This is a genomic window from Vibrio sp. THAF64 (assembly GCF_009363455.1).
GTDB lineage: Bacteria > Pseudomonadota > Gammaproteobacteria > Enterobacterales > Vibrionaceae > Vibrio > Vibrio coralliilyticus.
Genome location: NZ_CP045355.1, coordinates 684,807 through 699,426 on the forward strand (window position 1 = coordinate 684,807; position 14,620 = coordinate 699,426).

Below are 14,620 nucleotides of genomic sequence, written 5' to 3' on the forward strand. Positions count from 1 at the left end.
ACCAATGAATCCAAAACAAAAAGCACCTCGCGGTGCTTTTTAGAGATTGTTAGGGCTGCTCGGCTTGCTGCCATAATTGATTGAGCCAGGCTTCGCTGGTGATCTGCGTGTCTCTGCATTTGACCATATATGGCTTGCCGCTAAACCAACTTTTAGACGCCACTTCGCTAATAAACACCTGAATATCCGTAACATCATCTTTAGCGTAGTGCCATTTTTTACGAATATGTTCCGCAGCCTGCTGCTGATCATATGACTCGCCGTTACGGATAAAGGTGCAAGGTGATTGCGCGATTTGCTCTATCAAAACGTCGACATCTTGCTCGACATTCGCCGTTGCGGGAAGAGCCAATATGCTCACGAGTAAGAGAAGGTATTTAAGCTTCATTGCAGCCTCTTTTTACAAATTCCACCAAGGTTTGATTGGCAATGGCTGGGAAAGCTCGACCCGTTGACCAAACTCAGGGCTCACCATGGTTACACCGCGTTCTTCACTGATCTCCATCGCTTGCTGCATTGGCTCATTCCAATCGTGCATGGCGAGGTCAAAGGTACCGTTGTGAATTGGCATCATGACCTTACCTTTTAAGTCGATGTGTGCCTGAACGCTTTGTTCTGGGAACATATGGATGTCTGCCCACAGGGTGTTGTATGCCCCTGTCTCTATCATGGTGAAATCAAACGGGCCATATTTATCGCCAATCTCTTTAAAGCCAGAGAAGTAGCCAGAATCACCACTAAAGAACACTTTATGTTGCTGTCCATTAATGACCCAACTGCCCCACAGGGTGCCGTCGCGATCGGTTAAGCCGCGGCCAGAGAAGTGTTGTGTTGGTGTCAGCACATATTCGACGCCATTGTGAACATGTGATTCCCACCAGTTAAGCTCAATGATCTTCTCTTCTGGGACATTCCACTCTCTCAATGTTTGACCAATTTTAAGTGGGACAAGAAATACGTCGACTTTGTCTGTCAGCGTTTTGATCGATGCTTTATCCAAGTGATCGTAATGGTCATGGCTGATCAGAACGGCATCAATGTTTGGTAGCTCTTGTAATGAAATCGGCGGTTGGTGAAAACGCTTTGGTCCTGCCCACTGCACGGGTGATGCGCGTTCACTAAATACAGGATCGGTCAGGATCAGCTGCTGATCGATCTTCATTGCAATACTCGAATGGCCCAAACGATATAACACGTCTTGCTGTTCATTGGCTAACTGATCAGTGCTGATCGCGTGGACTGGCAGCTCAAAGGTTGGCGTTGGGTTAAGGCGTTCAGTGGTGAAATAAGCTTTCGTGATCTTAAGAATGTCACCAAATCCGCTTTTGTACTCTAGCTCCGTATTAGCAAATTTCTTGGGATATTGCTTACCAGAAGCCTTGTCAGAACTGGTACAAGAAATGATTGAGGTAGTCATAATTATCGCTCCTACAGTGGCTAACAATACGCGTTTCATATGGTTTATCCTAAAGTAAACTATACGGTGTAGTTTACATGCTTTGCTTTTAAAGTAAACTGCTTGGTGTAAAATAGATCGCAGCGGAATGAAGTAGGATCGTTAACTCTATGAAAGTGAGAAAAAAAGGTCGTAGCGAAATTAAACGTGAAGCGATATTGGTTGCGGCAAAACAGGCTTTTCAGGAATTTGGTGTGCAAAATACCAGCATGGATAAGCTGTCTGCTATGGCAGAGGTCTCTAAGAGAACGGTTTACAATCATTTTGAATCGAAAGAAGCGATTGTCATGGAATTGCTGTCAGAGCTGTGGCGAACTTCGATGGCAGATCATGAAGTTGCAGGTCTTGTTGAATTGGATTTAGAGCAGCAGCTTGTTGCTCTGCTTGAAAGTGAAATCAACGTGGTGACTGACCCTCACTATGTTGATTTGGCGAAAGTCGCTCTGGGGTATTTTTTCTATAAGCCTGATGAGCTTAAAGAACAAGAAGAGAAGATGTCGAAGCAAGAGACAGCGTTGTTTCGTTGGCTGAATGAGCAAGCAGAGAAGCAAACCCTTGCGATGGACGATATCGTTGTCGCGAGTACCCAATTGCATAGTTTGGTCAAAGGCAGTGCGTTTTGGCCTCAGGTTCTCGGTATGAAAGCGTCTCTGAGTAAGCAAGAGTCGAGGGTGCTGGCTGAGCAAACCGCAAGATTGTTTATGAGTCAGTATCGCGTTTAAACAAAATTAGAAAAGCCCTTACCATTTTAGGTAAGGGCTTTTTTATGAGTCACGTTTAAGCCTAAGTATTAAGGCTGTTTAGCGGCTTCTAACTTGACCTCTTTACTCGCTTGCTTTTTTTCAAAGCGAGAAATCCACCACCAAGCAATACCTGAGAATACCGCTGTCATAAATACGTTGATGAAGAAAGCGCGAACCAAGTCAACGCCAGTTGGGAAGGCGGAAGCCGTCATACTGATTACAAAGATGGCAATCAGAATGGAAACCACACCCATACCAAACTTGCGGGAACCCATGCGGAAATCACGCGGCGTATCGTCGTGTTTCCAGCGGAAGATGAAGTAAGCCACCATGATAAAGATAGGCGGTAACATGGCGGTGCCCGCTGTCAGGTTGATGGCTTGATTCATCATGTCCTGCACGGACTCAGAGCCAAAGCCGTTCACCACTAGCATTACGACAACGAAAGCAAACTGCCACCAAGCGGCACGAACAGGAACCCCATGTTCATTCAGCTCGGTTGTTTTCTCACCGTATACGCCCTGCGGAATTTCAGAGAAGTGAATTTTTACTGGTGCCGCTGTCCACATCATCATTGAACCAAACATGGCAATGAACAGTACGATACCCACGAAGCGGCCAACCATGGTTTCGGAGACGTTGAAGTAGTTCGCCATACCGGTAAAGATTTCGACCATACCGCCCGCATAAGTGAGGTCTTCACGAGGAACAAACACGTTAACCAATAGAGAGCCAACAGCGTACATGGCACCAATCAGTACACCGGCGATAATGATGACTCTGATAAAGGCTTTTTGACCGCCTTTGACATCTTTCAGGTACGCTGCTGCTGTTTCTGCACCGCCCGCCGCTTGGAAGATCCAACACATGATACCTATGGTTGCCCAGTTGATGGTCGGTGTCATGGCTTCCAGCGTTATTGGCTCTGCAGGTGTGTAATCGCCGCCGCCAAGCGCCATTAATGCACCCAGCACGTAAATACCAAACAAGGCAAATACCCCGTAAGCGACGATTTCTGAAATCTTGCCCAGCCAGCTCGCGCCTTTGGTTGAGATATGTGTCGCCGCTGCAAACAGGACGATAGAAATCAGTGATGTCACCATAGGTGAGAAGGTGTATTCATAGCCGAGCATCGCATACGATGCGTAGGCAATCACGTTGGGCAGTAATGAGACGAACCAGAACAGGTTTACGAACCAGTAGAGGAACGAACCCAAATAGGCATTTTTGGTGCCCAAAGGTTGCTTGAGCCAGTCGTACATCCCCGACTCAGAGTTTTTGTTCGCCGAGACAAATTCCGCGATGATGAACACGAAAGGGATAAAGTAAATGATGGTCGCCAGCAAGAATACTGGGGCAGAACTTAACCCCAGTTCAATGTTGTTGTTTACGATGTTACGGACGTTAAATACCGCCGCAAAGGTCATCGACAGCAAGGCAAATTTTCCAATTGTGCCGCGTAGAGATTCAGACATAATGTCCTCCAATGAATCACGTCAATTATACGCCCAATTGCTCGTGAGCGTGATAGTTGCTGTGGGCCAGATTCAGTGTCTGGCCCGATTATTATTCAGGGTTATTTGTTGAGGAAGTAGCCGTCTTCAACGGTGACTTTAAGTACCACTTTCCTTACGGCGTGATCGCCGTGAAAGCGGTAAGCGTTGTGGTTATCGAAGATGGCGACTTGGCCTTCCACCAGCTCGCGAGTATCACCTTGGCCGGAAAAGTATTCTCTGTCTGTCTCGTCGCGATAGTTGTCGACAAGCTCAAGCTGAGATTTTTCAGCAAACTCAACCGTCTCTTTTCCTGCTAGGTAGTAATGAATATCGAAGTAGCGACGGTTACCTTCAAAAGTTTCAGTGTGACGAGCCACTCCATCTTCAATCATGTAAACCAGAGAGTCGCCAATTGAATGCATCACGCCATCTTTGATGTTGGCGATGTTTTCAATCGCTTCAATGCAGCGGTTCCATTTACGACCATCGCGGTAAACGACTTTGAATTGCGCTAAGTTTTCTAACACGATCATGGTTATGCCTCGTTTCGCTGAGTGGGAGTAAAGAAATCGTGACCAAAGTTATGGGCGGCTAGGTCTTGCGCACTGCAATCTCCGGCCTGCAATGGCATCAGGGTGAGGCCATAGCGGAAGGTATCCATATACACTCGGTATGAATCGAGGACTTCGCTGCCCCAAGAGTTAGAACCAAGTCCCATCAATTTATGGTCGAGGTTGAGGGTGATGTAACCGCTTTTTTCTAGCTCCGTCGTGTGTTGCGCCTGATGCAAGTTTTGGTTGGTGTAGAACCAAGCGCTGAAGTTGATCTCTTGTTGCGGTTTTACCAGTAATCCCATGCCGTCACGGTTGGTTAGTGCTGCCCAGCGAACATGTTGGCGATTGCCATTGTTTTGTGGGTACGGATAGTTTTCGAACATGTCAGCGACTGTGCTTTGGTAAACATCGATCAGGTTGGCTTGTTTGCTGTCTTGGTAGTTCTCTTCAGGGCCGCGACCGTAGTATTTCACTTGGTCGAAGTGACCGTTGATGCCAAGGTCCAAGCCAATGACAGGTATCACATGCGGGTAATCACCGTAACGTTCGCCGCTTAGTTCAAGATTCAGCTGACCTTCGGCATTGATTTGGTAGCGGTACTCGCAGCGCATGCCAAAATCAAACACGGGCGGCGCAATAATGCTGGTGGTCGAGATTTCTATTTTGCCGTTCACTTGCTCAACATTTAATGTGCGGAAGTGCTCTTGCATGATTTGCAGGTGCGCTGGTTCCCATAGACCGTCATGCTCTTGTTTATGGTTATCGATCATTGGCTTAAAGAAGTTGAGCTTAGGCTCTGACTTGACCAGTTCTTCACCATTAACCAGCCAAGAGGTCAGTTTACCGTTCACTTTCGAGAAGTTGAGAGCGAAGTTGTGGCCCGAAATCAGATAGCTAAGTCGGCTCTCTTCTACGTGAAGTGGTGTCGCGTTGTGATTGGTAAAAATTTCTTCAACAGCAGTGCTTTGCTTGAGCGGGTACTGGTAAACGGCAATCTCATGATTGGCTTCGCTGTAAAGCGTGCGAGAATCTTTGCGTACTGTGAAGTTGATGAAGGCTTCACGCTCATCCAACTGTGGAATGGCAATGTCGATTTCACGCTCAGAATTAGCGGCAAGATCGTCTACCTTGAACTGAACGCTGCGCAGCGTTTCACCTTCAGCACGGATATCTGCGGTGATGGTGTAGTCATTGAGATCGCTAAACCACAATTTGTTTTCAACCTTGAACTTGCCAGCTCGTTCATCAACCGCACGGATTTTCACTGGTGCAATAACTTGCTTGTACTCTTTCAGGCCCGGGCCAGGAGTCTGATCTGGGTAAACAAGCCCGTCCATACAGAAGTTGTAGTTGTTCGGGTAATCGCCGTAGTCTCCACCATACTTGTAGAATTCCGTCCCGGCTTCATCACGAGCGAGAATGCCGTGGTCACACCATTCCCAAACATAGTGACCTTGAATGTGGTCGTGTTGGTAGAACACATTCTGGTATTCGGTTAAACCGCCTGGACCATTGCCCATTGCATGTGCGTATTCACAGATGATGCGCGGTTTCTCGTGTGGGAACTCACCAAAGTAATTCATCAGCTGCGCACGGGAGTACATGGTGGAAATGACATCGACCACTTCCGCATCACGGTCTTCTTCGTAATGGACTAGGCGAGTGTCATCAATGGCTTTGGTCGCCTCGTACATCGCACGAATATTGCAGCCGTAGCCTGATTCATTACCCAGCGACCACATGATGATAGAAGGATGGTTTTTCTGAGCGTGGACGTGGCGTTCTGCGCGGTCTACGAATACAGCTTCCCACGCAGCATCGTTAGTGATGCGGCTTAAATCCCCGACGTTGGCAAAACCATGAGTCTCAACATCGGTTTCGGCCATCACAAACAGACCATAAATGTCACATAGCTCGTAGAAGCGAGGGTCGTTCGGGTAGTGCGCGGTGCGGACGGAGTTGATGTTGTGCTGCTTCATCAACACCAAATCTTTCTCTACGCGATCCATTCCGACAGCACGACCTTTTAGGTGATCGTTGTCGTGGCGGTTAACACCATGCAGCATCACATATTGGTTGTTGATGTAGAACAGCCCATCGCGTACTTTGATGTCGCGGAAACCAACACGTTGAGGGATGACTTCAAGGGTTTTACCTAGCTGATCTTTTAAGGTTAAAACCAGTTGGTAAAGGTATGGGTTTTCTACTGTCCAATGGATGGGAGCGTCGATCTCAAGCGTAAAACTCGCCTGCGTTTTGTTGTCGATGGTCAGGTTGCTGCATGAATCTTGCGCAACGAGCTGGCCTTTATCCATCAGTGCATAGTCAAGGGCGTAGCCTGAGGCTTGCAGGGCTGATAGGTTTTCTATTTCGACTTGGCAAGAAAGTGTCGCCGCGACGTAATCGTCGTCGAAATCAGTGCGAACCGTTATGTCTTGGACGTGAACTTGCTCTTTTCCGAGCAAATAGACGTCGCGAAAGATACCTGCTGTCCACCACATGTCTTGGTCTTCAATATAGGTGGAGTCAGCCCACTGCATCACTCGTACTGAAAGCAGGTTTTCACCTTGTTGAACATAGTTAGAAATATCGAATTCAGCGGTTAAGCGGCTGCCTTTACTAAAGCCTACGTATTCGCCGTTTACATACACTTCAAAGTAAGTTTCAACCCCATCAAATTTGATGATGGTTTGCTTGTTTTTCCAGTTCTCACCGAGTGTGAATGTGCGTTGGTAAGCGCCAGTTGGGTTGTCACTTGGAACAAAAGGCACATCAATTGGGAATGGGAAACCTTCGTCTGTGTACTGAAGGTCGCCGTGGCCTTCCATTTGCCACATATTAGGAACCGTAATCTGGCCCCACTGTTCCATCTTTTGTGAGTAGAACTCTTCGGGTACCAACAGTGGGTTAGTAAAGAAGTTAAAGTTCCATTGACCACTTAGCAGCATAAAGTGGCGGCTTAGTTCACGCTGGAATGTTTGAGCGGTTTTTACTGAGTCGTACGAGAAGAAGTAAGCACGTGGTGCCATACGGTTCTCATGCAAATGTAGGAAGTTTTCCCAGTTGTTCACGTTCGTTCTCCCTCGGCTAAGGCAGCTTGTTTACGCTTTGAAAAAGTCTGGTGGTGAATACACTCACACTGATTCAAAGTGAATTGGCTATGCCGACGTAATAGTGAGTAAAAGTCTTTTTTTGACTATCTGGAAAATATGTTAGTAAAAATTTTACTAAAACAAATGTGTGAAAACGTTTTACTTTAACTTGATCACTAATTATTGAGCGATCTATCTGAAAGCTGTGATCTGGGTAAAGGAGTGATTACCGAGAGGGTAAAAATCAGTAAAACAGTGACGTAGTGTGGATGGCTATTTGTTGCTGATAATAAAAAAGCGCTGAAAATCAGCGCTTTATATAACGGAAAAGGGGAGTGGCGATCAAGATTTGGTCGTGTCGCGAAGCTTGAGTTTACTTGGAACATAGACCTGAAGTGGTAATGCTCGACCATCGCGAACTTTTTCTACCAGCAGGTTAACGCCCTGAATCCCCATCATCTCAGAATGAATCCGCACGGTAGACAAAGACGGGAAGGTAAACTTAGCCGTCGGAATGTCATTCACACTGATTAGAGCTATGTCCTGAGGAATGCTTAGGCCTTGCTCATGAATAGCACGCAATACGCCGATGGCAATCGAGTCAGAGGCAATAAATAGAGCGCTCGGGTGGTCATTCTTTGCCAGTATTTGTTTCGCTAAATCGTAACCAGAAGAGCTGGTGAAATCACCACGATAGATATCGTCTAGAGAGACTACACCCTTCAGCTGACCGTATTCGGCAAAGGCTACCTCACGAATGTCTGGTGTGTCAGTGGTATCTTGACCGCCGATAAAGCCGATACGCTGATAGCCTTGGTCGATAAAGAAATCGGTAATCTCTTTGCTGATGCGCACTAGGTCAATATCGACGGAATCGAAGGGTGACTCGCTATCACTGAAATCCACATAGCAAATATTGTCGGTGAGTTTTTCAACGTCCTTTAGCACTTCGGCGCTACTACGGCCGACTAGGAGAACACCTGTGATCTTATTGCTCTCTACTGATACTTCGCTGTCGTAACAATTGGTCAATTCGATGCCCAGTTTGTCACATTGGGTTTCTATACCATGGCGAATCGAGAGGTAGTAAGGGTCGTTAACTTCCGCTTCCTGCTTGTAATTGTATACCGCCAGAAAGTGGTGCTGCTGTTTTCTGGCCAGAATCGACTTTTTTGAGCTGCTGGTTTTGTATTCCAGCTTTTCGGCAATTTCCAGAATCCGGTGTTTGGTTTCTTCTTTGACGCTCAATGTCGGATCGTCATTGAGAACTCTGGAGACGGTCGCTAATGAAACGCCCGCTTCTGTTGCAATATCTTTTAATGTAGCCATGTGTTTTTTCCGTTGGCGAGCCCAACTCCTTTGGGCAAGTCACTGTTTCCGCCATTGTAAACAATCCTCATACGCTTGTAATAATTTTTAGTAAAAATTTCTGACCAGGAATGTGTAAGGCAACAGAGTGTCACTGTGAGCAAGTATTCCACTAATTAAACTTAACAATATTGCATTTACCTATTCGCTTTTACTTGATTGGCTATACTTGAGTCTAAATGATAATTTGTGGAAACGTTTACACAATGAGAGTTTGATCACGGAAAGTGATCCTTGTTGATTGCTAGACTTTTCAGCGAACCGAAGATCACACACTAGGCGTTTAGACAGAGAGGCAAGAGTGAAAGTACTAGTCACAGGTGGAATGGGTTACATCGGCAGTCATACCTGCGTGCAGATGATTGATGCGGGCATGGAACCGATCATCATTGATAACTTATGTAATGCGAAACAGGCGGTGTTAGATCGAATCGAAGCGCTTACAGGCCTGCGACCGTGCTTTCATCAGGGCGACATTCGTGACGAAGCTTTTCTGGATAGCGTTTTTGAGCAGCATCAGATTGGCGCGGTCATTCACTTCGCTGGTCTGAAAGCGGTGGGGGAGTCAGTCCAAAAACCACTTGAGTACTACGACAACAATGTGAATGGCTCTTTGGTGCTGGCGCGTGCGATGCGCAAAGCTGGTGTAAAGAGCATAGTCTTCAGTTCTTCCGCGACCGTTTATGGCGACCCTGAGGTAGTTCCGATTACGGAAGACTCGCCAACCGGCGCCACGACCAACCCTTATGGCCGTAGCAAATACATGGTGGAGCAATGCTTAAGTGATCTTTTCGCAGCCGATGATAGCTGGAGTATTACCTTATTGCGTTACTTCAACCCGGTCGGGGCTCATCCGTCCGGCACTATGGGCGAAGACCCGCAAGGCATCCCAAACAATTTGATGCCATTCATTGCTCAAGTGGCCGTTGGGCGCCGAGAAAAGTTATCGGTGTTTGGTGATGATTATCCAACCCCAGATGGCACTGGAGTACGTGATTATATTCATGTTATGGATTTAGCCGATGGTCATATTGCGGCCTTAAAGTCAGTCGGTGAACAAGCTGGGCTACACATCTATAACCTAGGTACGGGCCGAGGTTCCAGCGTACTTGAGATGGTGGATGCGTTTGGCGCTGCTTGTGGAAAGCCAGTGCCTTACGAGTTGTGTCCGCGTCGACCGGGTGACATTGCGGAGTGTTGGGCAAGTACTGAAAAGGCCGAGCAGGAACTGGGCTGGAAAGCGACGCGCAGTGTGGCGGAGATGAGCGCGGATACTTGGCGCTGGCAATCGGACAACCCGTCCGGGTATCCCGATGTTTAGGTGCGACTGATCCTGATTGAAATGCAGCACAAGATTGAATTTTTTAAGTTGAGTAATTGAGATGTCGAAGATTGAGTTTAACCCTGTGGATCACCCACATCGCCGCTACAACCCACTGACAGGTCAGTGGATATTGGTCTCACCACACAGAGCGAAACGCCCTTGGAGTGGTGCTGATGAAAGTCCAGCGGTTGATGAGCTTCCGCGCTATGACGAGAAATGTTTTCTGTGTCCGACAAACGAGAGAATCTCTGGTGATGTAAACCCGGATTATCAGGGGACGTATGTGTTTACCAATGATTTTGCCGCTTTGATGACGGATTCGCCTGAGGCACCGCAATCTAACAGCCCATTGTTTAAAACTCAGGGTGCTCGCGGATTAAGTCGAGTGATCTGTTTTTCTCCAGACCACAGCAAAACATTGCCAGAGCTGCCAGTGGAAAAGATCCGCGGTGTTATTGATACCTGGAATGAGCAAATTGAAGAGCTGGGTCAAGAGTACGTGTGGGTACAAGCGTTTGAGAACAAGGGCGAAACCATGGGTTGTTCACAGCCTCACCCGCACGGACAAATCTGGGCCAATAGCTTTTTACCCAACGAAATTGAACGTAAAGAGCATCACTTAAAAGCGTATCACGACGAACATGGCTCCAATCTTTTGGTCGATTACGTAGACGCTGAGCTAAAAGATGGTTCACGTATTGTGGTCGAAACCGAGCATTGGGTGGCATTGGTGCCGTACTGGGCGGCTTGGCCGTTTGAGACCATGTTATTACCGAAAACTCATATCCGCCGCATGAATGAGCTGAGCGAAGCGCAGCGTGATGATCTTGCCGTAGCAATCAAAAAGCTCACGAGCCGTTATGACAACCTGTTCCAGTGCTCTTTTCCATATTCCATGGGCTGGCATTACGCGCCTTTCTTTGAACAAGGAACGGATATTGAACATTGGCAATTGCATGCGTTGTTCTACCCGCCACTACTGCGCAGTGCCTCAGTGCGTAAGTTTATGGTCGGGTACGAGATGCTCGCGGAGAGTCAACGTGACTTGACTGCTGAACAAGCGGCGCAGCGCCTGCGTGACGTCAGTGATGTGCACTACAAAGAAGGATAATTCCGCTCTATTTTGAGCGGTAACCTTTACCCAATAGAGATGTGACGAATCAAATTTTCGGTGGTGACTATTGATCACTGAAAACTAACAACTTAAGGCTAGGAATCTAATATGTCAGAACTCACTCAAGCAGTAAAAGCATCGTTTACACAGGTGCTGAATTACCAACCCAGCCACATTATTCAGGCGCCGGGGCGAGTCAACCTGATTGGAGAGCACACCGATTACAATGATGGTTTTGTCCTACCATGTGCCATTAACTATCAGACGGTAGTGGCGGCTGCAAAACGAGATGACAGTCGAGTCCGTGTCATTGCGGTTGATTATGATGATCAGGTGGATGAGTTTGACATCACTGAAGAAATCACTTTCCAACAAGACAAGATGTGGGCGAATTACATCCGGGGTGTGGTGAAGTTTTTACTGCAGCGCGGTTATGACATCCAAGGTGCTGATCTTGCCGTTAGTGGTAATGTCCCTCAGGGGGCTGGGCTGAGTTCCTCGGCTGCACTTGAAGTCGTGATTGGTCAGACGTTTAAGGTACTCTACAACCTTGAAATGACTCAGGCAGAAGTTGCACTTAATGGCCAACAGGCAGAAAACGAATTCGTCGGCTGCAACTGCGGGATTATGGATCAGATGATTTCGGCTGAGGCAATGGAAAACCACGCTATGCTGCTGGATTGCCGTTCTCTGGAAACACAGCCCGTTTCTATGCCAGAAGACGTGGCCGTGATGATCATTAACAGTAATAAACAGCGCGGTTTAGTGGGGAGTGAATACAACACCCGACGTGAGCAGTGTGAGACTGCTGCACAGCGTTTCGGTGTTAAAGCGTTACGTGATGTCACCATTGAGCAATTTAATGCACAGTCTGACATACTTGATGACGTTGTTGCCAAACGCGCTCGCCATGTCATTACTGAAAATGACCGTACGCTTGAAGCCGCTGATGCATTAAGAGCCAATGACCTTACACGTATGGGAGAGTTGATGGCTCAGTCTCATGCTTCGATGCGCGATGATTTTGAGATTACTGTGTTTGAGGTCGACACTTTAGTTGAGATTGTTAAGTCCGTGATTGGTGAGCAAGGCGGTGTACGTATGACAGGTGGTGGCTTCGGCGGTTGTATTGTGGCTTTAGTACCGCCCGCACTAGTAGATAAAGTGACGGAAGCGGTTGAGAGCCAGTACCACGCGGCGACAGGGCTAAAAGAATCTATCTATGTTTGTCAGGCTAAAAGTGGTGCTGGCTTAGTCGAAGTCTTATAAGGACCAACCATGAAATCATCCTTATTTGTGACAATGACTGAGCAGCCAGCTTTTGACGGTCAGCCTGCTCAGCTTGTGGAATTGACCAATGCTGCAGGGGGTAGCATTGTGTTGATGGACATCGGAGCCACCTGGCTCAGTTGTCAGCTACCTTTGGCGTGCGGCGAGCAACGTGAAGTCTTACTTGGTGTAGGGGCCATGTCTGACTTTCAAGCTCAACAAAGTTACTTGGGGGTAACAGTAGGGCGCTACGCAAACCGCATTGCCAAAGGTTGTTTTGAGTTGGAAGGGAAGACACATCAGGTCACAACCAATCAGGCTGGTAACTGCTTACATGGTGGTACAGTCGGAATGGATAAAGTGCGCTGGAAAATTGTCGAGCAAAGTCAAAGTAAGGTGGTGTTCAGCTATCAGTCTAAGGATGGCGAGCAGGGCTTTCCTGGCAACTTAGATGCGTCCGTTTGCTATTCGCTGAGCGAAGACAATCAGGTCGAAATTCGTTATCTGGCAACGACAGATAAAGCAACGCCGGTCAACTTAACCAATCATGCCTACTTTAACCTTCATGGTGCTGAATCCGGTATTGACGGACGTGAGCATCTTCTGCAAGTCGACGCCGACTATTACTTGCCGACATCCGAAGTTGGCATTCCACATGGTTCATTGTCTTTAGTGGATGGTACTGGGTTTGACTTTAGATGGCAGAAAGTCATTCGTCAGGACTTTTTGCTTGATGGGCAGCAGCGAATCGCCAAGGGGTATGATCACAGCTTCTACTTCGATCCTAAACGCAATAAACGTCAGCCTATCGCCCGTTTATCGAGTCAGGATGGCAAAGTGAAGATGAGTGTAATCACCGATAAACCCGCGCTTCAACTGTATACGGGAAACTGGTTAGAAGGCACACCTAGCCGCAGTGGGAGTGCGTATTCAGACTACGCTGGGGTGGCGCTAGAAACTCAATTTTTGCCTGACTCACCCAATCACTCAGAGTGGCCTCAACCTAGCTGCATTCTCAAACCGAATCAAGAGTACTGTTACTCCACGGTTTACGCTTTTGAGTGTTAAAAATAGAAGGCTAAATATCAAGAAGGCGCTGAGACAGCGCCTTCTTTGTTAATTGCTATAGCCGCTCAACGGAATTTCGTCGTACCACCGTTGGCGAGAAGATAATGGTGTCATTTTCGACAGGCTCTTGACGAGCATACGACAACGCAAGGCGTGCGGCCTTATCTGCCATCATTTGAATTGGGTAGCGTACGGTACTCAGGCGAGGGTGGACGTAGCGAGCGATCAGCCCATCATCAAAACCCATCATCGATACCTGCTGTGGTACCTGAATCCCATTTTCATCCAGAACGGACAAAGCGCCAGCGGCCATGTAGTCGTTGTAAGCGACAACGCCAGTGATCTCTAACGATTTGGTTAGCAGATTGGTCATTGCAATCTCACCACCATCGTTATTCGGCTCACCGTATTCAATATAGCTACTCGGCAACTCAATATTATGATCTCGCAGTGCTGCAAGATAGCCCTCAACCCGTTGTTGTGAATCTTCAATCCCGTGGTTAGAAGCGACACAGGCAATCTTGGTATGACCGTGACGAATCAGGTACTCCGTTGCTAGGTAAGCTCCTTTATGGTTATCGAGCGAGATACAACGTTCCGCCAATTGAGGAATATGACGATTGATGATGACCATACCTTTGACTTCTTTGGCGTAGCTAATCAGCTCTTCATCGGAGAGACCTTTAGCATGGATGACGAGGGCATCACAGCGGTTGTTGATCAGAAGTTCGATCGCTTTTCGCTCTTGCTCAGCATCGTGATAACCGTTGCCAATCAAGATATGTTTACCGTGCTCATGAGCAACCGTGTCAACAGCTTTGACTAAAGTTCCGAAAAACGGATCGGAAACATCACTAACCAGCACACCCATGGTATTGGTACTTTGACTGACCAGTGAACGCGCTGCTGCGTTGGGGCGATAACCAAGCTTATCCATCGCTTTGGTGACTGAGTCAACGGATGACTGGCTGGCTTTAGGGGATTTATTAATAACGCGTGAAACCGTTGCGATAGAGACTCCCGCTTCTTTTGCCACATCCTTTATCGTTGCCATGCTTTACCTCATAAGTTGAACCTGAACATTAAACACTGTTTGTGAAAATGAAGCAATTTGAGACACTTTTTACTGCGATAAA

12 protein-coding genes are annotated in these 14,620 nt (G+C 47.4%); 5 read left to right on the plus strand and 7 right to left on the minus strand.

The window, feature by feature from the left end; translation table 11 throughout:
- Positions 1–49: 49 nt before the first annotated feature.
- Positions 50–388 (minus strand): DUF5329 family protein, encoded by a 339-nt coding sequence (locus tag FIU99_RS03215; RefSeq protein ID WP_152472005.1) that lies wholly within the window; start codon positions 386–388, stop codon positions 50–52.
- Positions 389–400: 12 nt separating this feature from the next.
- Positions 401–1,417 carry an MBL fold metallo-hydrolase gene (locus FIU99_RS03220; RefSeq protein ID WP_152472006.1) on the minus strand — a complete coding sequence of 339 codons (1,017 nt, stop codon included), beginning with the start codon at positions 1,415–1,417 and terminating at the stop codon, positions 401–403.
- A 149-nt stretch (positions 1,418–1,566) separates the two neighbouring features.
- On the opposite strand from FIU99_RS03220, the gene FIU99_RS03225 reads away from it, so the two are divergent.
- Positions 1,567–2,178 carry a TetR/AcrR family transcriptional regulator gene (locus tag FIU99_RS03225; protein ID WP_006959786.1) on the plus strand — a complete coding sequence of 204 codons (612 nt, stop codon included), beginning with the start codon at positions 1,567–1,569 and terminating at the stop codon, positions 2,176–2,178.
- Between the two features lie 68 nt (positions 2,179–2,246).
- Here FIU99_RS03225 and FIU99_RS03230 read toward each other — a convergent pair whose 3' ends face one another.
- From FIU99_RS03230 to ebgR, 4 genes are all read right to left on the minus strand, one after another.
- Positions 2,247–3,674 carry an amino acid permease gene (locus FIU99_RS03230; protein WP_006959785.1) on the minus strand — a complete coding sequence of 476 codons (1,428 nt, stop codon included), beginning with the start codon at positions 3,672–3,674 and terminating at the stop codon, positions 2,247–2,249.
- A 101-nt stretch (positions 3,675–3,775) separates the two neighbouring features.
- Complete coding sequence (locus tag FIU99_RS03235) at positions 3,776–4,228, minus strand: beta-galactosidase subunit beta (RefSeq protein ID WP_152472007.1); 453 nt, start codon at positions 4,226–4,228, stop codon at positions 3,776–3,778.
- A 2-nt stretch (positions 4,229–4,230) separates the two neighbouring features.
- Entirely contained in the window at positions 4,231–7,320 is a 3,090-nt protein-coding gene (ebgA, locus tag FIU99_RS03240) for a beta-galactosidase subunit alpha (RefSeq protein ID WP_152472008.1), read from the minus strand.
- A gap of 363 nt (positions 7,321–7,683) precedes the next feature.
- Complete coding sequence (gene ebgR / locus FIU99_RS03245; protein WP_006959782.1) at positions 7,684–8,670, minus strand: transcriptional regulator EbgR; 987 nt, start codon at positions 8,668–8,670, stop codon at positions 7,684–7,686.
- A 340-nt stretch (positions 8,671–9,010) separates the two neighbouring features.
- Between ebgR and galE the strand changes: the two genes are divergently transcribed.
- The 4 genes from galE (at position 9,011) to galM (ending at position 13,484) form a co-directional block, all read left to right on the plus strand.
- On the plus strand, positions 9,011–10,030 hold the full coding sequence (gene galE / locus FIU99_RS03250; protein WP_152472009.1) for a UDP-glucose 4-epimerase GalE: 1,020 nt from the start codon (positions 9,011–9,013) through the stop codon (positions 10,028–10,030).
- 61 nt (positions 10,031–10,091) lie between these two features.
- Entirely contained in the window at positions 10,092–11,144 is a 1,053-nt protein-coding gene (locus FIU99_RS03255) for a UDP-glucose--hexose-1-phosphate uridylyltransferase (RefSeq protein ID WP_006959780.1), read from the plus strand.
- Between the two features lie 111 nt (positions 11,145–11,255).
- Positions 11,256–12,416: a galactokinase gene (galK, locus tag FIU99_RS03260; protein WP_006959779.1), complete on the plus strand. Its 1,161-nt coding sequence runs from the start codon at positions 11,256–11,258 to the stop codon at positions 12,414–12,416.
- 9 nt (positions 12,417–12,425) lie between these two features.
- Entirely contained in the window at positions 12,426–13,484 is a 1,059-nt protein-coding gene (gene galM, locus FIU99_RS03265) for a galactose-1-epimerase (RefSeq protein WP_152472010.1), read from the plus strand.
- Positions 13,485–13,539: 55 nt separating this feature from the next.
- On the opposite strand, the gene FIU99_RS03270 is transcribed toward galM, so the two are convergent.
- The gene (locus FIU99_RS03270; protein WP_152472011.1) at positions 13,540–14,538 is read right to left on the minus strand and encodes a substrate-binding domain-containing protein; all 999 of its coding nucleotides are present in this window, start codon (positions 14,536–14,538) and stop codon (positions 13,540–13,542) included.
- Positions 14,539–14,620: the final 82 nt, after the last annotated feature.

Bases quoted from the DNA above. Each gene is read 5' to 3' on its own strand.
- ebgR (WP_006959782.1), bottom strand. From the start codon at position 8,670: ATGGCTACATTAAAAGATATTGCAACAGAAGCGGGCGTTTCATTAGCG.
- FIU99_RS03220 (WP_152472006.1), bottom strand. From the start codon at position 1,417: ATGACTACCTCAATCATTTCTTGTACCAGTTCTGACAAGGCTTCTGGT.
- FIU99_RS03215 (WP_152472005.1), bottom strand. From the start codon at position 388: ATGAAGCTTAAATACCTTCTCTTACTCGTGAGCATATTGGCTCTTCCC.
- FIU99_RS03230 (WP_006959785.1), bottom strand. From the start codon at position 3,674: ATGTCTGAATCTCTACGCGGCACAATTGGAAAATTTGCCTTGCTGTCG.
- galM (WP_152472010.1), top strand. From the start codon at position 12,426: ATGAAATCATCCTTATTTGTGACAATGACTGAGCAGCCAGCTTTTGAC.
- FIU99_RS03255 (WP_006959780.1), top strand. From the start codon at position 10,092: ATGTCGAAGATTGAGTTTAACCCTGTGGATCACCCACATCGCCGCTAC.
- FIU99_RS03225 (WP_006959786.1), top strand. From the start codon at position 1,567: ATGAAAGTGAGAAAAAAAGGTCGTAGCGAAATTAAACGTGAAGCGATA.
- galK (WP_006959779.1), top strand. From the start codon at position 11,256: ATGTCAGAACTCACTCAAGCAGTAAAAGCATCGTTTACACAGGTGCTG.
- FIU99_RS03270 (WP_152472011.1), bottom strand. From the start codon at position 14,538: ATGGCAACGATAAAGGATGTGGCAAAAGAAGCGGGAGTCTCTATCGCA.
- FIU99_RS03235 (WP_152472007.1), bottom strand. From the start codon at position 4,228: ATGATCGTGTTAGAAAACTTAGCGCAATTCAAAGTCGTTTACCGCGAT.